This window comes from Pseudomonas sp. NPDC008258 (assembly GCF_042956345.1).
GTDB lineage: Bacteria > Pseudomonadota > Gammaproteobacteria > Pseudomonadales > Pseudomonadaceae > Aquipseudomonas.
The window spans coordinates 1-22,282 of the sequence record NZ_JBIBGE010000042.1; the positions used below are offsets into that span (position 1 = coordinate 1).

14 protein-coding genes are annotated in these 22,282 nt (G+C 63.9%); 8 read left to right on the forward strand and 6 right to left on the reverse strand.

Annotated elements, in window-relative coordinates; all coding sequences use genetic code 11:
- Window positions 1–176 precede the first annotated feature (176 nt).
- The 5 genes from ACFY9W_RS25640 to aceE form a co-directional block, all read right to left on the reverse strand.
- Window positions 177–800, reverse strand: a complete 624-nt coding sequence (locus ACFY9W_RS25640; RefSeq protein ID WP_391136540.1) for a glutathione S-transferase N-terminal domain-containing protein — start codon at window positions 798–800, stop codon at window positions 177–179.
- Between the two features lie 3 nt (window positions 801–803).
- A complete protein-coding gene (msrA, locus tag ACFY9W_RS25645; protein WP_391136543.1) occupies window positions 804–1,472 on the reverse strand; it encodes a peptide-methionine (S)-S-oxide reductase MsrA in 669 nt (222 codons plus the stop codon).
- Between the two features lie 156 nt (window positions 1,473–1,628).
- Entirely contained in the window at window positions 1,629–4,319 is a 2,691-nt protein-coding gene (locus tag ACFY9W_RS25650; protein ID WP_391136545.1) for an EAL domain-containing protein, read from the reverse strand.
- Between the two features lie 380 nt (window positions 4,320–4,699).
- Window positions 4,700–6,334: a dihydrolipoyllysine-residue acetyltransferase gene (gene aceF / locus ACFY9W_RS25655; RefSeq protein ID WP_391136548.1), complete on the reverse strand. Its 1,635-nt coding sequence runs from the start codon at window positions 6,332–6,334 to the stop codon at window positions 4,700–4,702.
- Window positions 6,335–6,347: 13 nt separating this feature from the next.
- Entirely contained in the window at window positions 6,348–8,993 is a 2,646-nt protein-coding gene (gene aceE, locus ACFY9W_RS25660) for a pyruvate dehydrogenase (acetyl-transferring), homodimeric type (RefSeq protein WP_391136551.1), read from the reverse strand.
- 383 nt (window positions 8,994–9,376) lie between these two features.
- Here aceE and glnE point away from each other — a divergent pair, with 383 nt between their 5' ends.
- The 8 genes from glnE (at window position 9,377) to ACFY9W_RS25700 (ending at window position 19,473) form a co-directional block, all read left to right on the forward strand.
- Entirely contained in the window at window positions 9,377–12,310 is a 2,934-nt protein-coding gene (glnE, locus tag ACFY9W_RS25665; RefSeq protein ID WP_391136554.1) for a bifunctional [glutamate--ammonia ligase]-adenylyl-L-tyrosine phosphorylase/[glutamate--ammonia-ligase] adenylyltransferase, read from the forward strand.
- 202 nt (window positions 12,311–12,512) lie between these two features.
- A complete protein-coding gene (gene waaF, locus ACFY9W_RS25670) occupies window positions 12,513–13,562 on the forward strand; it encodes a lipopolysaccharide heptosyltransferase II (protein WP_391136557.1) in 1,050 nt (349 codons plus the stop codon).
- Complete coding sequence (waaC, locus tag ACFY9W_RS25675; protein WP_391136560.1) at window positions 13,563–14,621, forward strand: lipopolysaccharide heptosyltransferase I; 1,059 nt, start codon at window positions 13,563–13,565, stop codon at window positions 14,619–14,621.
- Window positions 14,621–15,745 (forward strand): glycosyltransferase, encoded by a 1,125-nt coding sequence (locus ACFY9W_RS25680; RefSeq protein ID WP_391136563.1) that lies wholly within the window; start codon window positions 14,621–14,623, stop codon window positions 15,743–15,745. Before waaC ends, ACFY9W_RS25680 begins: the two co-directional genes overlap by 1 nt.
- Window positions 15,742–16,548 (forward strand): lipopolysaccharide core heptose(I) kinase RfaP, encoded by an 807-nt coding sequence (rfaP, locus tag ACFY9W_RS25685; protein WP_391136566.1) that lies wholly within the window; start codon window positions 15,742–15,744, stop codon window positions 16,546–16,548. Before ACFY9W_RS25680 ends, rfaP begins: the two co-directional genes overlap by 4 nt.
- Window positions 16,548–17,282 (forward strand): lipopolysaccharide kinase InaA family protein, encoded by a 735-nt coding sequence (locus ACFY9W_RS25690; protein ID WP_391136569.1) that lies wholly within the window; start codon window positions 16,548–16,550, stop codon window positions 17,280–17,282. The genes rfaP and ACFY9W_RS25690 overlap by 1 nt, the downstream gene beginning before the upstream one ends.
- Window positions 17,279–18,031: a lipopolysaccharide kinase InaA family protein gene (locus ACFY9W_RS25695; protein WP_391136572.1), complete on the forward strand. Its 753-nt coding sequence runs from the start codon at window positions 17,279–17,281 to the stop codon at window positions 18,029–18,031. Before ACFY9W_RS25690 ends, ACFY9W_RS25695 begins: the two co-directional genes overlap by 4 nt.
- Complete coding sequence (locus tag ACFY9W_RS25700) at window positions 18,031–19,473, forward strand: lipopolysaccharide kinase InaA family protein (RefSeq protein WP_391136575.1); 1,443 nt, start codon at window positions 18,031–18,033, stop codon at window positions 19,471–19,473. Before ACFY9W_RS25695 ends, ACFY9W_RS25700 begins: the two co-directional genes overlap by 1 nt.
- Here the strand turns inward: ACFY9W_RS25700 and ACFY9W_RS25705 are convergent.
- Entirely contained in the window at window positions 19,434–22,226 is a 2,793-nt protein-coding gene (locus ACFY9W_RS25705) for a dermonecrotic toxin domain-containing protein (RefSeq protein ID WP_391136578.1), read from the reverse strand. The genes ACFY9W_RS25700 and ACFY9W_RS25705 overlap by 40 nt on opposite strands.
- Window positions 22,227–22,282 lie beyond the last annotated feature (56 nt).

Below are 22,282 nucleotides of genomic sequence, written 5' to 3' on the forward strand. Positions count from 1 at the left end.
GGCATGATCAGATACCTCCTGATCATGCGTATTAGCCTGTAAACCATGTCCCCGGTTTGGAATGTAAACGATGTCTCCGGTTTGTACCGCGGGCATGCCCGCTCCCACAGGTACTGCACAGCTTTCGAATACTGTGATGTCCCTGTGGGAGCGGGCGTGCCCGCGAAGAGGCCCTGTCAGGCCGCTGGAGATGTGGCGACCATCGACGGCCGCTTGGCCACCTCGGCATACCAGGCTGCCAGCCCAGGCTGGTGCTCACGCCAGCCAAACCCGGGCTGGCGCAAATCCAGATACCCCAGCGCACACGCCACGCCAATCGCCGCCAGGTCGAACCCGGACATCAACTCGGGCAGGTGCTCCTGCTCCAGGTTGGCCAGGCTACGGCGGATCTTGTCGCCTTGCGCTTGCAACCAGCCCTCCCAGCGCTTGTCTTCTGGCCGCAGGAAGCTTTCATACCGCGACGACACCGCCGCATCCATGATCGCATCGGCCTGCGATACCAGCGTCAGGCGCCGCCAGCGCGCCGAGCCCTCGCGGGGCAGCAGTGGCAGGCCGACGTGTTGCAGGTCGAGGTACTCGCAGATCACCCGGCTGTCATGCAGCACGGTGCCGTCGTCCAGGCGCAGCGCCGGGATCTTGCCGATCGGGTTGTCCAGGTTGAGCTGCGGGTCGCCGCTTACCGGGCTGATATTCACCGGCTGCAATTGCACGCGCTCAAGCTGGCCGGTTTCGTGCAACACCACCATGACCTTGCGCACGAAAGGCGACAATGGCGAATGGAACAGGGTCATCGTGCTCATGTTTCAGTTGCCTTGCAGGCTAGGCGGCAGGCATACACCGGTGCCGCCAATGCCGCAGTAACCATCCGGGTTCTTGGCCAGGTACTGCTGGTGGTAGGCCTCGGCGAAGTACACGGTCGGCGCCTGGTCGATTTCGGTGGTGATCTCGCCGAAGCCGGCCTTGCTCAGTTCGGCCTGGAAGGCGTCACGGCTGGCCTTGGCCTGTTCCAGCTGTTCCGGGCTGGTGCAGTAGATGGCCGAGCGGTACTGGGTGCCGACATCGTTGCCCTGGCGCATGCCCTGGGTCGGGTTGTGCAGTTCCCAGAACATGGTCAGCAGCTCGCGGTAGCTGACCTTGTCCTTGTCGAACACCACCAGCACCACTTCGGTATGGCCGGTCAGGCCCGAGCAGACTTCTTCATAGGTAGGATTGGGGGTGAAGCCGCCGGCGTAGCCAACCACTGTGCTGACCACACCTTCACGCTGCCAGAAGCGGCGCTCGGCGCCCCAGAAGCAACCCAGGCCGAAGATGGCGAAGTCGACAGCGCCTTCGAAGAAGGGGCCGAGCAGCGGGGTGCCTTCGAACACGTAGTGGAACTCGGGCAGGCTCATTGGCGTTTCGCGGCCAGGCAAGGCCTGCTCCGCGGTTGGCATGACGTTTTTGTTCACCAGGATTTCCGAACGCAGGACCATGGCCGTTCCTCTGTGTTTTTTCAGTTGGATAGGGGGTGGGGCATTCGCGGGCACGCCCGCTCCCACAGGGATCCCACAACATTCAAATCCTGTGATGATCCTGTGGGAGCGGGCATGCCCGCGAAGGGGCCCGAATGATTTCCATATTGCCCGAGGTCAGGCCACCGGTCCACGCGGATAGCGCTTCAGCCGTTCAGCCAGCTCCCGCCCCGGAATAGGCCGGTCAAACAGGTAGCCCTGGCCCACATCGCAGCGGTGCCGGCGCAGGAACGCCAGCTGCTCCGGCGTCTCGATCCCTTCAGCCACTACCTTCAGCTTGAGGTTGTGCGCCATGGCCACCACCGCCGAGGTGATTTCCATGTCGTCCTGGTTATCCGGGATTTCGTTGATGAAGCTGCGGTCGATCTTGAGGATGTCGATCGGAAACTTCTTCAGGTAGCTGAGCGACGAATACCCGGTGCCGAAGTCGTCCATGGCCAGGGTCAGGCCCAAGGCCTTCAGCTCGTCCAGCTGGCGGTGCGTGTCTTCGCTGGCTTCCAGCAGCAGGCCCTCGGTCAGTTCCAGCTCCAGCAGGTGCGGGGGCAGGGCTTCTTCCTTGAGAATGGTGCTGATCGAGGCCACCAGGTCCGGGTCGGAGAACTGCTTGGGCGACAGGTTGATGGCCACGTGCAGGTTGCCCAAGCCGGCCTCGCGCAGTTGCTGGCTCATGCTGCATGACTGGCGCACCACCCATTTGCCGATGGGGATGATCAGGCCGGTTTCTTCCGCCACGCTGATGAACTGGTCCGGGCGGATCATGCCGCGCTCGGGGTGGTTCCAGCGCAACAGCGCTTCCAGGCCAAGCAAGCGGCCGCTGCGCAGGCAGATCTTGGGCTGGTAGAACACTTCCAGTTCGTTCTGGGTCAGGGCGCGGCGCAGGTTGTTCTCGACGAACAGCTTGTAGCTGGCCTCGGCATTGAGCACCTCGGTAAACACCTGCACCTGGTGCTTGCCGTTGGCCTTGGCCTTGTGCAGGGCCAGGCCGGCGTTTTTCATCAGGCTGGCCGGGTCGGCGCCGTGCAGCGGCGCATAGGCCAGGCCCACCGACGCGGTGACGTTGATCAGCTGGTTGTCGACGAACATGGGCTTGTCGAGGGTGCGCAGCAGTTGCTGGGCAACGTGCTGGCCATCTTCCAGGCCAGTGGCGTCGAGCAGCACGGCAAACTCGTTACTGGCAAAGCGTGCCAGCACACCGCCAGTGGGCAGGCTGTTGCGCAGGCGCCGGGCCAGGCTGATCAGCAGCTTGTCGCCGGTCTGGTGGCCCAGGCTGTCGTTGATGCGCTTGAAGTTGTCGATGTCCACCAGCAGCAGGCACATCGAGTTCTCGCCATCGTGGGCAAAGCGTTCGTCCAGGCTACGGATGAACGCCGGGCGGTTGCCCAGGTTGGTCAGGTTGTCGGTGTAGGCCAGGCGCTCGATGCGCTGCTGCGCCAGCTTGGTCTGGGTGACGTCTTCGTAGATGCCGATGTAATGGGTCAGCTCACGGTTGTCGCCGTACACCTTGGAAATCGATAACTGGCCCCAGTAGGGCTCCAGGTTCTTGCGCCGGCTCTTGAATTCACCTTGCCAGCTGTTGCCCATGGCCAGGCTGGACGGCGAGTCGAACAGCAGTTCGCTGAGGTTTTCCAGCGCGGGCAGCTCGCCCAGGTGGCGGCCTTGCACTTCATCGGTGCTGTACTGGGTGATGGCAGTGAAGCTTGGGTTGACGTACTCCACCTGGCCATCTCGGTTAACCAGCAGGAAGGCACTGGCACTTTGCTCCACCGCCCGCTGGAACAGGTGCAGGGCGCTGGCCGCGGTACGCCGGTTATGGTTGGTGATCACCTGGGCAAACTGGTCGGCCAGCTCGCCGGCGAAGGCAATTTCGTCCGACTGCCAGGCCCGCGGCTGGCCGGTCTGCTCCAGGCACAGCACGCCCACCACCTGGCCGTCGACGCGGATACTGGCATCGAGCATGGCCTTGTTTTCCGGGCGCAGGCTTTGTGCCAGGGCGCGAGTGCGAGGGTCGTGGCCGGCGTTGTGTGCGTCGATGGCACGGCTGGCATGCAGCGCCTCAAGGTAGTCGGGGAAACGGCTGCCATCGATGGCTTCGGGCTGGCGATGCTCCTGCGCGTCGCGGTACCAGGCAGTGATCGGCTCTAGGCGCTGATCGTCCAGGTGCCAGATGCTGGCGCTGTCGACCTTGTAGATTTCGCAGGCGCTCTGGGTAATCAGTTGCGCGGCCTCAAGCAGCGAGTTCCCCGCGCTGTAGCGCTGCCGGGCCAGGCGCAGGATCAGGTCTTGCTGGCCGCGCACGCGCTCCAGGTGCTCCAGTTGCTCTTGCTGGGCGCGCTGGTTCAGCTGCAAGGCCAGTTGCAGGCGGTTGTTGCGCGACTCCAGGTCGGTGGCACCGGGCTCGCCGGTGTCTTCCTGCTGGTCGTCGAGCACGCTCAGGTAGCCACGCAGCAGCTGGCGGTTGTGCTGCTTGTAGGCTTCACCGGCCTCCAGCAAGCGGAGCGAGGCGCTTGGCGTATGCAGGGTGTAGCGCACACGGTAGTAGCCGCGCTGGGACAGTTGCAGCTGAATGTCGTCGTGCAGCCGGTAGCGCGCCTCAGGTTCCATCAGGCTGGCGTAGGGCGCGTCCACCAGGGCACACAGGTCGGCGGCGTGCAGGCCGAACTGGCGCTCGCAGGCCGGGTCCAGGTAGAGCATGGCCCAGGTGGCTTCGTTAAGCCTTTCGAAACGCAGCATGCCGAGCCGCGAGGGCACGGGTAACGGCGTGACGACCTCGGCCGCCACACGGCTGGCGGCATCGGGTTGGCTTTTCATCGAAGACTCGCTTGAAGAGGGAACGCTGGGTATGACCGCAGCGGGTCTGGCAAGGTTGCATCATGTGCCGAGGGCTGGCAAGCGGCCATGTGTGATGCTGTGTGCGGGTTATCGGCTGTTTGGTCGGAATCTGTAGTTTGGCTGGAGATTTTGGGGGCCGCTTTGCGGCCCATCGCAGGCAAGCCAGCTCCCACAGGTACGGCACAGGTTTCAAGGGTTGTGGAATACCTGTAGGAGCTGGCTTGCCTGCGATGGGCTGCAAAGCAGCCCCAGTATGTCTTTTTCAGGCAAAAAAAGCCCCGCCAATTGACGGGGTTGAGGTACGAGCGTGGCAGCTCGAAAAGGGTACTGCCCCTCGCAAGGAGGGGCAGCGGGCTGCCTTACAGCAGCATGGTGCGGATATCGCCCAGTACGTCGCCCAGGCGCTTGGTGAAGCGCGCGGCGGCTGCGCCGTTGATCACACGGTGATCGTAGGACAGCGACAGTGGCAGCATCAGCTTAGGCTGGAAGGCTTTGCCATCCCAGACTGGCTGCATGGTCGCCTTGGAGACGCCCAGGATTGCCACTTCCGGCGCGTTGACGATCGGCGTGAAGCCGGTGCCGCCAATGTGGCCGAGGCTGGAGATGGTGAAGCAGGCACCTTGCATGTCGTCGGCCGACAGCTTTTTGGTGCGCGCCTTCTCGGCCAGTGCAGCGGCTTCGGCAGCCAGTTGCAGCAGGCTCTTCTGGTCGACGTTCTTGATCACAGGGACCAGCAGGCCGTCCGGAGTGTCCACGGCAAAGCCGATGTGCACGTACTTCTTGCGGATGATGGCTTTGCCGCTTGGCGCCAGCGAGCTGTTGAAGTCTGGCAGTTCCTTGAGCAGGAAGGCGCAGGCCTTGAGCAGCAGTGGCAGCACGGTCAGTTTCACGCCGGCTTTTTCGGCCACGGCCTTCTGCGCAACGCGGAAAGCTTCCAGCTCGGTGATGTCGGCAGAGTCGAACTGGGTAACGTGCGGCACGTTCAGCCAGCTGCGGTGCAGGTTGGCAGCACCGACCTGCATCAGGCGGGTCAGGGCCACTTCTTCCACTTCACCGAACTTGCTGAAGTCCACAGCCGGAATCGGCGGGATGCCAGCGCCGCCGGTTGCGCCGGCGGCTGCCGGGGCTTCCTTGGCCTTCTGCATCATCGCCTTGACGTAAACCTGCACGTCTTCTTTCAGGATGCGGCCGTGCGGACCGGTGGCGGCAACAGCGCCCAGGTCGACACCAAATTCACGAGCCAGCTGACGAACGGCTGGGCCTGCATGAACCTTGGCGTTGCTGCCAGCGGCCGGTGCGGTAGCAGCCGGTGCAGGGGCAGCAGCCGGGGCGGCAGCAGCAGGTGCAGCGGCCGGAGCCGCCTCAGCCTTGGCTGGCGCCGGGGCAGGGGCCGGAGCGGCAGCCGGGGCTGCGCCAGCGACCTTCAGCTTGAAGATCAGGTCGCCAGTGCCGACTTCGTCTTCCAGCTTGCACAGGACTTCTTCGACCACGCCAGCAGCTGGCGATGGGATCTCCATGGAAGCCTTGTCGGATTCCAGGGTGATCAGCGACTGGTCGGCTTCGACGGTGTCGCCGACCTTGACCAGCACTTCAATGATCTTGGCCTTGCCCGACGAGCCGATGTCCGGCACGTGGATGTCCTGCACGCTGGCGGCAGCCGGGGCTGCGGCTGGCGCAGGGGCGGCTTCGGCAGCAGGCGCCGGGGCAGCAGCCGGGGCCGCAGCTGCAGCGGCCGGGGCCTCAGGGGCCGCAGCAGCGGCGCCCTCGGCTTCCAGGACCAGCAGCTCGTCGCCTTCTTTCAGGCGGTCGCCCAGCTTGACCTTCAGTTCCTTGATGACGCCGGCCTTGGGGGCCGGGATCTCCATGGAGGCCTTGTCGGACTCCAGGGTCAGCAGGCTCTGGTCAGCCTCGATACGGTCACCGACCTTGACGAACAGCTCGATGATTTCACCTTCACCGCTGCCGATGTCAGGTACGCGAATGAGTTCGCTCACTTAAAAATACTCCTCAGCAGTCCAGTGGGTTGCGCTTGTCCGGGTCGATACCGAACTTGACGATAGCGTCTGCAACAACCTTGGGTTCGATCTCGCCACGGTCAGCCAGGGCTTCCAGGGCAGCCAGCACCACGAAGTGGCGGTCGACTTCGAAGAAGTGACGCAGCTTCTTGCGGCTGTCGCTGCGACCGTAACCGTCGGTACCCAGGACCTTGAACTCTTTGCTCGGTACCCACTGGCGAATCTGTTCGGCGAACAGCTTCATGTAGTCGGTAGAGGCGATGACCGGGCCTTTGCGACCGTTCAGGCACTGCTCGACGTAGGTCTCTTGTGGCTTCTGGCCAGGCTTCAGGCGGTTGGCGCGTTCTACGGCCAGGCCGTCGCGGCGCAGTTCGTTGAAGCTGGTGACGCTCCACACGTCGGCACCGACGTTGAACTCTTCACGCAGGATCTTCGCGGCTTCGCGGACTTCGCGCAGGATGGTGCCGGAGCCCATCAGCTGAACGTGGTGCGCGGCTTCGCGGGTGTCTTCTTCCAGCAGGTACATACCCTTGATGATGCCTTCCTCGACACCGGCCGGCATGGCTGGCTGCTGGTAGGATTCGTTCATCACGGTGATGTAGTAGAAGATGTCCTGTTGCTCTTCGGTCATCTTCTTCATGCCGTCCTGGATGATCACCGCCAGCTCGTAGCCGTAGGTTGGATCGTAGGTGCGGCAGTTCGGGATGGTGCCCGCCATCATGTGGCTGTGACCGTCTTCGTGCTGCAGGCCTTCACCGTTCAGGGTGGTACGGCCGGCGGTACCGCCGATCAGGAAGCCACGGGTGCGGCTGTCGCCAGCGGCCCAGGCCAGGTCGCCAATGCGCTGGAAGCCGAACATCGAGTAGAAGATGTAGAACGGCAGCATCGGCTGGTTGTGGCAGCTGTACGAGGTACCGGCAGCGATGAACGACGACATGGCGCCGGCTTCGTTGATGCCTTCCTCGAGGATCTGGCCCTTCTTGTCTTCGCGGTAGAACATCACCTGGTCTTTATCGACTGGCTCGTAGAGCTGGCCGACCGACGAGTAGATGCCCAGCTGGCGGAACATGCCTTCCATACCGAAGGTACGGGCTTCGTCCGGGATGATCGGGACGATGCGCTGGCCGATGTCCTTGTCCTTGACCAGCTGCGCCAGGATACGCACGAAGGCCATGGTGGTGGAGATTTCGCGGTCGCCCGAGCCGTCCAGGATCGCTTTCAGCGTTTCCAGTGGCGGGGTCGGCACGCTGAAGCTCTTGGCGCGGCGCTGTGGCACGAAACCGCCCAGGGCAGCACGGCGCTCGGCCAGGTACTTGGCTTCGGCAGAACCTTCTTCCGGCTTGAAGAACGGCAGGTTCTCAAGGTCGGCATCCTTGACCGGGATGTCGAAGCGGTCACGGAAGTGACGCAGGCTGTCGACGTCGACCTTCTTGGTGTTGTGCGCGGTGTTCTTGGCTTCGCCAGCACCGGTGCCGTAACCCTTGATGGTCTTGGCCAGGATAACGGTTGGCTGCTCTTTGTGGTTAACAGCCTGGTGGTACGCCGCGTAGACCTTGTACGGGTCGTGGCCGCCACGGTTGAGCTTCCAGATCTCGTCGTCGGACAGGTCTTCGACCATGGCCTTGAGCTCTGGGGTGTTGAAGAAGTTTTCACGAACGTACGCGCCGTCTTTGGCTTTGTAGTTCTGGTACTCGCCGTCGATGACTTCGTCCATGCGGCGCTGCAGGGCACCGTTGGTGTCCTTGGCCAGCAGTGGGTCCCAGAAACGGCCCCAAACGACTTTGTTGACGTTCCAGCCACCGCCACGGAACACGCCTTCGAGTTCCTGGATGATCTTGCCGTTGCCGCGAACCGGGCCGTCGAGGCGCTGCAGGTTGCAGTTGATGACGAAGATCAGGTTGTCCAGCTTCTCGCGGCCGGCCAGGGCGATTGCGCCCAGGGATTCCGGCTCGTCGCACTCGCCGTCGCCCATGAAGCACCAGACCTTCTGTTTGCCGGCCGGGATGAAGCCGCGCGCTTCCAGGTACTTCATGAAGCGTGCCTGGTAGATGGCCTGGATCGGGCCCAGACCCATCGATACGGTCGGGAACTGCCAGAAGTCAGGCATCAGCCATGGGTGCGGGTACGAAGACAGGCCGTTGCCGTCCACTTCCTGACGGAAGTTGTTCATCTGCTCTTCGTTGATGCGGCCTTCCATGAAGGCGCGGGCGTAGACGCCTGGCGAAGCGTGGCCCTGGAAGAACACCAGGTCGCCGCCGTGTTCGTCGGTCGGGGCCTGGAAGAAGTAGTTGAAGCCGATGTCGTACAGGGTGGCGCTGGAGGCGAAGCTGGAGATGTGTCCGCCCAGGTCCGAGTCTTTCAGGTTGGTGCGCATGACCATGGCCAGGGCGTTCCAACGCACCATCGAGCGAATGCGGCGTTCCATGAACAGGTCGCCAGGCATGCGTGCTTCGTGGGTGACAGGGATGGTGTTGCGGTATGGCGTGGTGATCGCATACGGCAGCTGGGAGCCACTACGGGTGGCCAGCTCGCCCATACGGGTCATCAGGTAATGAGCGCGGTCTTCGCCTTCTTTGTCGAGGACCGACTCCAGGGCATCCAGCCATTCCTGGGTTTCGATTGGATCGAGGTCTTGCATGGCTTGCTCCAGGGCGGAAAGGCAACCAGAATCGATTGCCTGAGATTGCGACTGGCCTTATGGGCAGACGTCGTGAATTCTTGGATTACCGGGGTGTCATCCGGCGCCGTGTAGTTTTACTACATTTGCTTTCGCATTTCATGCTTTTACACGACACGAGTAGTAGTAAAACTACATTTGTGCGACGTTTGGTCGCACCTTGGCTTGTGAGGAAAAACGTTCATGGTGGTTGGCATTGTGTCGCGAACGGGTGGTTCTTGATGATTGTTGCCAAGTTTTCGTTTTTTTCAGCTATTTCCAACTTTTGTACGACAGTCCAACCGTGGTCCGGTCTCCCCTTGGCCGCTTTTTCCCCTCTAATTCACGCCGATCAAGGATAGACCATGCGCCTGCCTTTGCCGCCCGACCTGCCCGCCATCCTCCAGCCACTGGTCGCTCGTAACCAGCAATTCCTCAGTGATGCGCTAGCCGCCCATGCCGAACTCGACCTGGCTACATGGAGCCCGGCCCACCGGCAGCAGTTTGATCAGGTTGCCGCCGCCAGCGACTTTGTCCTTGGCCTGGCCCAGCGCGAGCCGGCGATGCTGTTCGATTTGCTGGCCAGTGGCGAGTTGGCGCGCCGTTACGCACCGGGTGAGCTGCGCGGGCACATCGCTGCGGCTGCCCAGGCGGCGCAAAGCGACGACGAGCTGGCGCGCAACCTGCGCCGTGAGCGCAATCGCCAGCAACTGCGCATCATCTGGCGCGACATCACCCGCCAGGCCGAGCTGGGTGAAACCTGCCGCGACCTGTCCGACCTTGCCGATGCCGCCATCGACGAAGCCTACCAATGGCTGTACCCGCGCCATTGCCAGCAGTTCGGTACGCCCATCGGCAACCGCAGCGGCCAGCCACAGCACATGGTGGTGCTGGGCATGGGCAAGCTGGGGGCGGTGGAGCTGAACCTGTCGTCGGACATCGACCTGATCTTCGGCTTCCCTGAGGGTGGCGAAACCGAAGGGGTGAAGCGCTCGCTGGAAAACCAGGAGTTCTTCACCCGCCTGGGCCAGCGGTTGATCAAGGCGCTGGACCCGGTCACCGTCGACGGTTTCGTGTTCCGTGTCGACATGCGCCTGCGCCCCTATGGTTCGGCCGGGGCGCTGGTGCTCAGCTTCAATGCCCTGGAACAGTACTACCAGGACCAGGGCCGCGACTGGGAACGCTACGCCATGATCAAGGCGCGGGTGGTGGCCGGTGACCAGGCTGCCGGCGCGCAGTTGCAGGAGATGTTGCGCCCGTTCGTGTACCGCCGTTACCTGGACTTTTCCGCCATCGAAGCGCTGCGCACCATGAAGCAGCTGATCCAGCAGGAGGTACGGCGCAAGGGCATGGCCGACAACATCAAGCTGGGCGCCGGTGGCATCCGTGAGGTGGAGTTCATTGCCCAGGCCTTCCAGCTGATCCACGGCGGGCGCGACCTCAGCTTGCAGCAGCGGCCGCTGCTCAAGGTACTGGCCACCCTGGAGGGCCAGGGTTATCTGCCGCCAGCGGTGGTGGCCGAGCTGCGCGAGGGTTATGAATTCCTGCGTTATACCGAGCACGCCATCCAGGCCATTGCCGACCGCCAGACGCAGATGTTGCCCGAAGATGAGACTGACAAGGCGCGGGTGGCGTACATCCTTGGTTTTGCCGACTGGCAAAGCTTCCACGACCAGCTGACGTACTGGCGTGGCCGTATCGACTGGCACTTCCGCCAGGTTATCGCCGACCCGGATGATGAAGACGGTGAAGGCGAACTGGTGGTAGGTGGCGAATGGTCGCCGCTGTGGGAGCAGGCGCAGGACGAGGAAGCCGCTGGCAGGCAGCTGGAAGAGGCCGGGTTCAAGCAACCTGTGGAAGCCTTGCGGCGCCTGGCCGGGCTGCGCTCCAGCCCGCAGCTGCGTTCGATGCAGCGTATTGGCCGCGAGCGGCTGGACGCCTTCATTCCGCGCTTGCTGGCCCAGGCGGTGGAGCACGACAACCCAGACCTGGTACTGGAACGTGTGCTGCCGCTGGTCGAAGCCGTGGCGCGGCGTTCGGCTTACCTGGTGCTGCTCACCGAAAACCCGGGTGCCCTGCGTCGCCTGCTGACCTTGTGCGCTGCCAGCCCATGGATTGCCGAGCAGATCGCCCTCTACCCGTTGCTGCTCGATGAGCTGCTTAACGAAGGCCGCTTGTTCAGCCCACCCTTGGCCCCAGAGCTGGCCAGCGAGCTGCGCGAACGCCTGACGCGCATCCCTGAAGACGACCTGGAGCAGCAGATGGAAGCGCTGCGCCACTTCAAGCTGGCCCACAGCCTGCGTGTGGCTGCATCGGAAATCAGCGGCAACCTGCCGTTGATGAAAGTCAGTGACTACCTGACCTGGCTGGCCGAGGCGATCCTTGACCAGGTGCTGGCCCTGGCCTGGCGCCAGACCGTGGCTCGCCACGGCCAGCCCAAGCGCAGTGACGGCAGCCTGTGCGACCCGGGCTTCATCATCATTGGTTACGGCAAGGTTGGCGGGCTGGAGCTGGGGCATGGCTCGGACCTGGACCTGGTATTCATTCACGACGGCGACCCGCAAGAGGAAACCGACGGCGCCAAGCCCATCGACAGTGCGCAGTTCTTCACCCGCCTGGGCCAGCGCATCATCCACCTGCTGACCACCCAGACCAACTCGGGCCAACTGTATGACGTGGACATGCGCCTGCGCCCGTCCGGCGCTTCCGGCCTGCTGGTGAGCTCGCTCGGAGCCTTCGAGCGTTACCAGCAGAACGAAGCCTGGACCTGGGAGCACCAGGCCTTGGTGCGGGCCCGCGTGCTGGTGGGCTGCAAGCAGGTCGGTACGGCGTTCGAAGGCGTGCGTGCCAAGGTGCTGGGGCAAGCCCGCGATCTGGAAAAACTGCGTACCGAAGTAAGTGAAATGCGCGCAAAAATGCGCGAAAACCTCGGTACCAAGGCCACGGCTGCCGGCACTGCGGGCAACGCTTTCGAGGCCGGTGTGCCCTTCGATATCAAGCAGGATGCCGGCGGTATCGTCGATATCGAATTTATGGTGCAATACGCCGCTTTGGCCTGGTCCCACGAGCACCCGGCCATACTCCGATGGACCGATAACATCCGCATTCTGGAAGAGCTGGAGCAGGCGAGCCTGATGCCGGCCAGCGACGCGGTGCTGTTGCGTGAAGTGTACAAGGCGTTCCGCTCGGCTTCGCACCGCCAGGCCTTGCAGAAGCAGGCCGGGGTGATCGACGCGGCGCAGTTTGCCGATGAGCGCCGTGAAGTGCGGCGGATCTGGGGTGAATTGGGTTTGAGCTGATGCCGAGTTGGCTTCATTCGCGGGCACGCCCGCTCCCACAGGGAAAGCGCAGACCTCGAGGCAGTGCAATACCTGTGGGAGCGGGCGTGCCCGCGAATGGGCCATGTGAGTGGTACACTGTCCGCCACATAGCCTGAATATAAAGAGGGGAGGCCAGGCTGTACCGCAGTCTGTAGCCTCCCCGAGCGTTTCTGGACTAAGCATGAGAATACTGATCATTGGCCCCAGCTGGGTCGGCGACATGGTGATGGCGCAGACCCTGTTCCAGTGCCTGAAACAGCAGCACCCCGACTGCGTGATCGACGTGCTGGCGCCCGAGTGGAGCCGGCCGATCCTGGAGCGCATGCCCGAGGTGCGCCAGGCCTTGAGCTTCCCGCTCGGCCATGGCGCACTGGAGCTGGCCACACGCCGGCGCATCGGCAAGTCCCTGGCCGGCCAGTACGACCAGGCCATCCTGCTGCCCAACTCGCTGAAGTCGGCATTGGTACCGTTCTTCGCCGGTATCCCCAAACGCACCGGCTGGCGCGGCGAAATGCGCTTCGGCCTGCTGAACGATGTGCGCAAGCTGGACAAGGCCCGTTACCCGCTGATGATCGAGCGCTTCATGGCCCTGGCCTACGCGCCCGGAGCCGAGCTGCCGCAGCCGTACCCGCGCCCCAGCCTGCAGATCGAAGCACAAAGCCGCGAAGCGGCACTGGCCAAGTTCGGGCTGGAACTGGACCGCCCGGTGCTGGCGCTGTGCCCAGGTGCCGAGTTCGGCGAGGCCAAGCGCTGGCCTTCCGAACATTACGCTGCCGTGGCCGACGCGATGATCCGCCAGGGTTGGCAGGTGTGGCTGTTCGGCTCGAAGAACGATCACCCGGTGGGTGAGCAGATCCGCGACCGGCTGATCCCGGGCTTGCGTGAAGAATCGTCCAACCTGGCCGGTGAAACCTCGCTGGCCGAGGCCATCGACCTGATGTCCTGCGCCCACGCCGTGGTGTCCAACGACTCCGGCCTGATGCATGTGGCTGCCGCGCTGAACCGCCCGCTGGTGGCGGTATACGGCTCTACCTCGCCCGGCTTTACCCCGCCGCTGGCCGAGCAGGTGGAAGTGGTGCGCACCGGTATCGAGTGCAGCCCGTGCTTCGACCGTACGTGCCGTTTCGGCCACTACAACTGCCTGCGCCTGCTGGAACCGGGCAAAGTAATCGCCGCCCTGCACAGCCTGAGCGGGCCGGACCTGATCGATACCGTGGCCGAGGTCGACTAAGTGCGGGTACTGATCATCAAGACTTCGTCGCTGGGTGATGTGATCCACACCCTGCCGGCGCTTACCGATGCCGCCCATGCCATACCGGGCATCCGTTTCGACTGGGTGGTGGAAGAAGGCTTCGCCGAAATCCCCAGCTGGCATCCGGCGGTAGACAAGGTTATCCCGGTGGCCATCCGGCGCTGGCGCAAGAACCTTTGGCAAACCGTCAAGAGTGGCGAGTGGAAGGCGTTCAAGCAGCGCGTGCGCGAGCACACGTACGACCTGGTGATCGACGCCCAGGGCCTGGTCAAGTCGGCCTGGCTGACCCGCTATGTGAAGGCCCCGGTCGCCGGCCTGGACCGTTACTCGGCGCGCGAGGGCCTGGCCAGCCGCTTCTATGACCGGCGCCTGTCGGTTGCCACCGGCCAGCATGCGGTGGAGCGTGTGCGGCAATTGTTCGCCATGGCCCTGGCCTACGACCTGCCGGAAGGTATCGGCAACTACGGCCTGGACCTCGACCGGCTGCAACTGCCGCCAGCGGCCCCTTACGTGGTTTTCCTGCACGGTACTACCTGGGCGACCAAGCACTGGCCCGAAGCCTACTGGCGCGAACTGGCCGAACGCATGGGCCGGCGCAAGCTGGAAGTGCGCCTGCCGTGGGGCAACCCGGCCGAGAAGGCACGGGCCGAGCGTATCGCACAGGGCTTGAACAACTGCCAGGTGCTCCCCAAATTGAACCTTGCCGGCGTAGCGCGTGTATTGGCGGCGGCAAAAGCCTGCGTGGCGGTCGATACCGGCCTTGGCCACCTGGCTGCGGCACTTGATGTACCTACTATTTCGCTGTTCGGCCCAACCAACCCGGGCCTGACTGGCGCCTACGGACGGACCCAGATCCACCAGGCCAGTGACTGGCCTTGCGCTCCCTGCCTGCAGAAGAAGTGCACCTACAAACCGAGCGCCGATGACCTGCGCCGGTTCGATCCGAAACGCGAGTGGCCACTGTGCTTCACTCGCCTGAATCCCGAGCATGTGGCGAGCCGCTTGAGCGCGTTGCTGCTGGCTGAGGATGTCCGTTGATGCAACTGGCTTTCGTGCTTTACAAATATTTCCCCTTCGGCGGCCTGCAGCGCGATTTCATGCGCATTGCCCTGGAATGCCAGAAGCGGGGCCATCAGATCCGTGTGTACACGTTGATCTGGGAAGGTGACATTCCACCGGGCTTTGAAGTACTGGTGGCGCCGGTGAAGGCAATCTTCAACCACCGTCGCAACGAGAAACTCAGCGCCTGGATGGCCGCCGACCTGGCCAAGCGCCCGGTCGACCGCCTGATCGGTTTCAACAAGATGCCGGGGCTGGACGTGTACTACGCCGCCGACGGCTGCTTCGAGGACAAGGCGCAGACCCTGCGTGGCGGCCTGTACCGCCGCTGGGGCCGCTACCGGCACTTTGCCGAGTACGAGCGTGCGGTGTTCGCCAAGGACGCCCACACTGAAGTGCTGATGATTTCCGAAGTGCAGCAGCCGCTGTTCATCAAGCACTACGGCACGCCGGTGGAACGCTTCCACCTGCTGCCGCCTGGCATTTCCCAGGACCGCCGTGCGCCGGCCAATGCTGGCGAAATCCGCGCTGAGTTCCGCAAGGAATTCAACCTGGGCGATGACGACCTGCTGCTGGTGCAGATTGGCTCGGGCTTCAAGACCAAGGGTGTGGACCGCAGCCTCAAGGCGCTGGCCGCGCTGCCTTCGGCCTTGCGCAAGCGCACCAGGCTGATGGTGATCGGCCAGGACGACCCCAAGGTGTTCCAACTGCAGAGCGCCACCCTGGGCCTGGGCGACCAGGTGCAGTTCCTCAAGGGGCGCAGCGACATCCCGCGGTTCCTGCTGGGTGCCGACCTGCTGATTCACCCGGCGTACAACGAGAACACCGGTACGGTGCTGCTCGAAGCGCTGGTGGCCGGCCTGCCGGTGCTGGTGTCGAAGGTGTGCGGCTACGCCCACTACATTGCCGAGGCCGACAGCGGCCTGGTGCTGGACGAGCCATTCGAGCAGGACCAGCTCAATGGCTACCTGCAACGCATGCTCGAAGACCCGCAGGCCCGTGCCAACTGGTCGCGCAACGGCCTGGCGTTTGCTGAAACCGCCGATCTGTACAGCATGCCGCAGCATGCTGCCGACGTGATCCTGGGGCAGAAAACCGCATGAAGCTGATACTGGCCGAACCCTTCAAACGCCTGTGGGCCGGGCGTGATGCCTTCGACGCCGTAGAGGCGCTGCAAGGCGAGGTCTATCGCGAGCTGGAAGGGCGCCGCACGCTGCGCACCGAGGTGGCTGGCGAGGGCTTTTTCGTCAAGATCCACCGCGGCATTGGTTGGGGCGAGATCTTCAAGAACCTGTTCACCGCCAAGCTGCCGGTGCTTGGTGCCGGCCAGGAATGGCGGGCCATCCAGCGCCTGCACGAGGTGGGTGTGCCGACCATGACCGCAGTCGCCTATGGCGAGCGTGGCAGCAACCCGGCCACACAGCACTCGTTCATCATCACCGAAGAGCTGGCGCCGACCATCAGCCTGGAAGACTTCAGCATCGACTGGCTCAGGCAGCCGCCCGAGCCGCGCCTGAAGCGTGCGCTGATCGCCGAAGTGGCGAAGATGACCGGCGGCATGCACCGCGCCGGGGTCAACCACCGCGACTGCTACATTTGCCACTTCCTGCTGCACACCGACCGCCCGGTGACGGCGGATGACTTCAAACTGTCGGTTATCGACCTGCACCGTGCCCAGACCCGAGCGACAATCAGCCGCCGCTGGCGCGACAAGGACCTGGCCGCGCTGTACTTCTCGGCGCTGGACATCGGCCTTACCCAGCGCGACAAGCTGCGCTTTTTGCGCGGTTACTTCCAGCGCCCGCTGCGGCAAATTCTCAAGGACGAAGCCGCGCTGCTCGCCTGGCTGGAGCGCAAGGCGCAGAAACTCTACGACCGCAAGCAACGCTATGGGGATGCTCTCTGATGGCGGGTTGGACACTGGCGCCAGGCTATGAACACCTGGCGGCGGACTTCGGCAGCCTCGATGCGGTTTTCGCCCTGCAAGGCGAACGCCTGACCCGCGACCCGCTCAGCGAGGTAGTGCGCATCGAGCGCGACGGGGTCAATTATTACGTCAAGCGCTACACCGGTGCCGGCAAGCATATGCGTCGCTACCTGGGCCGGCCGCGCATCAAGGCCGAGTGGCAAAACCTCAAGCAGTTCGCCAAGTGGGGCATTCCCACTGCCGAAGTGGTGGCCTGGGGCCTGGAGCGCAATGGCCTGGCCTTTGGCCGGGGCGCGATGATCACCCGCGAGCTGCCGCACACCGAAGACCTGTCGGCGCTGGCGGAGCGCAACGATCCACGCCTGGCCGACCGCGCCTGGGTCGATCACCTCAGCCGCCAGTTGGCGCGGCATACCCGGGTGATGCACGAGCACCGTTTTGCCCATAACGACCTGAAGTGGCGCAACCTGCTGGTTGACGACCAGGGCACGCTATTCTTCATCGACTGCCCTACCGGGGACTTCTGGCGCGGCTTCATGTGGCGGCACCGGATGATCAAGGACCTGGCGTGCCTGGACAAAGTGGCCAAATACCACCTGTCGGCCACCCAGCGCCTGCGCTTCTATCTGCAATACCGTGGCCGCGACCGGCTGAATGAGCGTGATAAAAAGCGCATTCGCCAGGTGCTGGGCTTTTTCGAGGGAAGGGAATGACCGATTACCTGGCCAGCGCGGACCTCGCGCTGCTCAAACGCCATGGCCTGGACGACTTCGAGGCGCTGTGGGCGCTGCAACTGGAAGCCGTGGATGAACCCAACACCGGCCGTGGCGGCTGGAGCAGCGTGTATCGCCTGGAACTCGAAGGCAAGGGCTACTACCTCAAGCGCCAGAGCGACTACCTTACCCGCACCCTGCACCGGCCGTTTGGCGAGCCCACCTTCGCCCGTGAATTTCGCAACATCAGCCGCTACCAGAAGCTGCACATTCCTGCCTTGCAGGCCGTGTTCTACGGCGAGCGCAAGCAAGGCGGCAAGCACCGTGCGATTCTGATGACCCGCGCCCTGGACGAATGGGCCGACCTCGACAGCCTGCTGGCCCAGTGGCCGCAGCTGGGCGATGCCGAACGCAATGGCATCTTGCAGGCCTGCGGCCAACTGGCGCGCACCCTGCACAGCGCCGGCCAGGTGCACGGCTGCTTCTACCCCAAGCACATCTTCCTGCGCCAGCGCCGCGAAGGTTGGGACGCGCAGCTGATCGACCTGGAGAAAACCCGGCCTCTGCTGTTTGGCATGCGTGACCGCCTGAAGGACCTGGAACCACTGCTGCGCCGCGCCCAGGCCTGGAGCCAGGCCGATGTGCGCACCCTGCTGGCGACCTACCTGGCGCAGCCCGCCGACAGCTCGTTGGTCGACACCTGGCTGCAACGCCTGACGCAACGCCGTCGTGAAAAAGAGGCCCGCTGATGCGTTTGTCTGAATTGAAGGATGCCGGGCGCAGCCCGTCGTTGCCCCTGAGCATCACACTGGCCGATGCCGCTGGCAGTGCCGAGCTGCAACTGCTCAGCTTGCTGCGCGTGCTGCCGGGCCAGCGCTATGTCGGCGCTGGTGTCTGGCGGGGTACTCCGGTGCTGGCCAAGCTGCTGGTGGGCAGTAGTGCTGCCCGGCATTTCCAGCGTGAGCTGCAAGGCGTGAAGCTGCTGGCCGAGCAAGGCCTGACCACACCGAAGCTGTTGGCTGATGGCTTGAAGGAAGGCGAGGGCGGCTGGCTACTGTTCGAGTTTCTCGACGGCGCGCAGAGCTTGGGCGATGCCTGGACGGCCGTAGAAAACCTGCCAGTCCTGGCCGATGAGCAACATCTGGTGCTGGGCGAAGCGCTCACCGCTGTCGCGCATATGCACGCCCAAGGCTTGTGGCAGGAAGACCTGCACCTGGACAACCTGTTGCGTCATGACGGCAAGCTGTACCTGATCGATGGCGCCGGCATCAAGGCCGAAACGCCTGGCCAGCAGCTGTCGCGCCCACGCGTGCTGGAAAACCTCGGCGTGTTCTTCGCTCAGTTGCCCAAGCGCCTGGAGCCGTTCATCGAAGAGCTGCTGGTGCATTACCTGCTGGCCAATGCCGAACATGCGCTACCGCTGGAAGCCTTGCAGAAGCAGGTGGACAAGGTGCGCGGCTGGCGGCAGAAGGATTACCTGGAAAAGGCCGGCCGTGAGTGCAGCCTGTTCAGCGTACAGCGCACCCTGTCGGGCTTGCAGGCGATTCGCCGCAGCGAGGCCCAGGCCATGCAGCCTGTGCTGGCGCAGGCGGATGCGTTGATCGACAAGGGCCACCTGTACAAGACCGGTGGTGCCGCCAGCGTGGCGCGCATCGAGGTGGACGGGCGCAAGCTGGTACTCAAGCGCTACAACATCAAGAACACCGCGCACTGGTTCAAGCGCTTCTGGCGCCCGAGCCGTGCCTGGCATTCGTGGATCGAAGGCCACCGCCTGGAATTTCTCGACATTGCCACGCCCAAGCCGTTGGCGGTGCTTGAGCAGCGGGTGATGGGCCTGCGCAGCCGTGCCTACCTGGTCACCGAATATGTCGATGGCCCGGACCTGACGGCCTGCTTCGCGCCCTACGTGGAGAACGGCGAGGCACCGGAGGAGCAGGTGGATGCGCTGGTGCATGTGATGCAGCAGCTGATCCGTGAACGCATCAGCCATGGCGACTTCAAGGGCCACAACTTGTTCTGGGACAACGGCCGGTGGTCGTTGATCGACCTTGATGCCATGTGCCAGCACGCCACTCAGCTCAGCTTTGCCCCGGCTTATGCCCGTGACCGGGCGCGGCTGCTGCGCAACTGGCCGCGTACCAGTGCCTTGCATCAACGGCTGGACCGGCTGCTGCCAAAACTCACCGAGTAAGCTGCAGGCAGGGGTAGCCATTCGCTGCTGCGCCCTGCCTGGCGCACGCGAATGCGCCATTGCTCGTCCTGCCAGCGCAGCACGGCCCAAGGCACGACACCGGCTTGCGCCGCCTCGGGTATGCGCAAGTGATAGTGCTCGGGCAACAGGTGCCGGCGCAACGGCAGTTGCCCGCCCTGGGTGTGCAGGTAAAGCTGGTCATGCGCCAGGAACAGCCCTTCGGCCTGGCCGGTCGAGGTGCCTGTCAGCGGTTCCGGCAGGCGGCAATCGTCGAACAGTTGCTGCAGCTGTGGCAGGCCGTCGTACCACAGCAGGGGTGAGTCGATCACCCAGTCGCCGTTGGCTAGGCGCTTGATTGGCTGGGCGAGGTAAGCATCGGGTCGTTCTGGGTCGATAGCCCGCCAGCGGCTGCCATCGAACGACACCTTGAAATAGCGCCCTTGGGCATCCTGTACGAAGTATTCGGACAACCCTTCGAAGGCCGATGCCTTTTCATACACTTGCTCGCCATACAGCCCGTCGATGCGATAACGCAGGTTGCGGGGGGCGGGGGTGACGCTGAAACGCAACGGCAGTGGCAGTGGCGGTTGCTTGGGCAGGCCCCGCATGACGCGGCGCATGAGCCCGGTGCTGGCAAGGCTGGTGCCAGCGTCGGTGACATGGCTGAGGGCATTGTAGGCGTGGGTGAGCACCCCATTGAGGTCCTCCTGGCGATAGGCATCCAGACCGTTCCAGACTTCCAGCGCCATGCGCCCCAATGACAGCGGGATCATGACCTTGAGCGGCAGGAAGATGCTGATCAGGTCCAGCAGGCTCCAGCTTAATTTCAGCGCCTGCTCGGCATCGGTTTCAGCGGTGCTGTGGCTGCCAGCATCGGCTGCTGCCAGCAGGTCACGGACTTCAGCCATGTAGCAGGCCTGGAACAGGTCGCCATCGATGGCGGGTGTTTGCAGTGCTTTGCCCAGGCGGCCGCGGAGCAGCAGCTGCTCTACCCAGGATGGCGGCAGTAGCTCCAGGCGCTGCGTGATGTAGGTGCGCAGCGCTGGTTTCTGGCGCAGCAACTTCAGCAGGTCACGTGCGCCCGAGAACGAGCGCCAGGCGCGCCGGTCGGGTGCGTCTGGCGTATACAACACGAACGAGGTGACGCTGGGCGAGTCGCTGGCAAGCAGCAGCACCCCGCGCACCGAGTGTTGATTGACCAGCAACTGGCGCACGACCACGGCATGCCCGTCCACGTGCGGGCGCAGGGTATTGCGCGGTTGTGCCAGCACCTGTTGCACCCAGCGGTAATCGCGTTCTGCCCAAGCCGGGGACAGGTGCCCGGCGTAACGTGCCTTGGCTGCTTCAGCGCGCATGCGCGCACGGTTGACCTTGATGTGGGCGTGCAGGCGCCATGCGCCGTCTGGGGAGTCGATCAGCTGTGTGCGCAGGTAGCGGGTGTAGCCGTCCCCCACATTCAGCTTCCTCACCAGCGCTTTGATGTAAGTGGGGCTCAGCCCCGCTGGCAGGGTTGTGCCATCGCGGGCGATCACCCGGGCTGTCAACCAGTAGTCGTAGTCGAACCACGCCAGGTTGCGTACCGCCAACTGATCCAGCGGGTAGCTCACCCGAACGGCCTCCACCATTTCATCGTTGACCTTTTCGAACCCGCGCCAGGTGACGTAGCTCGATGGCTGCAATGGGTAGATCCACGGCCCGGTCTGGCGTGTGTGAATGACATTGACCAGGATGTCGGCAGGCGCCAGGTTCAACCCCAGGTCGTGGCGAAGGCTTGATTGCACGCGCTCCCTGGCCCAGTCCAGCAGTGTGTTGCGTTGCTGGAACTGGCGGAGCGTGAGAATGCCGGGGGCAGCTACGCTTTGGCCGGCAGCGACCAGTTCCTGCATGCCTTGCATGATGTGCGCGAGCGCCGAAGGGCTTGCTGCGCGTAGCCAGGCAGGCAGGTTTTTCTCAAGCAACAATGCATAACGGGTGTCGAGCAGCGCCTTGCTGCCGGAGGCCACGGCAAGCGCCATGGCGTTGCGCAATGCGTCTGGCTCGTCAGGCTGCAGCGTCGCCCAGGCAAGGTTCAGGCGCAGGCGCTGTGCCTCAAGCAGGGCGTCGATCTGCGCCGGCAAAGGGTCATCGGCATACCACTGGTAGCGCAGGCGGTCGGCTTGCCGGGCGTTTTCGATCTGTGTTTCGTCCACCAGCAATTGCAGCAACGGTGTGCTCTGGAGTGGATCGTCAAGACGTTCGCTCAATTCCTGGTGCAACGCGCCCAGCGAGGGGTAGGCCTCGATACCCTGGCACAGCCCGCAAAGCAGCACAGGGCCGGTTGCCTGGTCGGGCTGCAGGTTCTGCCCTTCTTCCTGGCCGGTAGCAATCACGAACATGCCAGGCAGCGCCGCTCGCCATGCCGGGCTGCTGCGCGAGAGCACCGGTCGGTAGACCTGGGCGCGTTGTGGCAACGGTTGGCGGCTGCGTTGCCAGGCATGGGGCAGGTCCAGAAGGGTGCCGATGAGCGTAGCCAGGCCCGGGTCCAGGGTCTGGTCGGCCAGGCGCAGGGCTACCTCGGCGTGCATCATCGCACGGCGGATGTCGGCCAGCCGGGTGCTTCGCGAACGGCCCTGCGGGTCGGTGGCAGCCCAAAAGTCGGCAAGGTCGCCATGCAGTTGCTGGCGCGAATGCGGCGCCGGGCCGGGGGACGGCATGGCCTCAAGCAGGGCCAGCACTTGAAGGTTCAGAAAATCGATACGTTGCAGGGGTAACATGCGCCGCTCCTGGCTTCAGAGAGCGGCCATGGTGAATGGGCGCGCTGAGGCAGGGC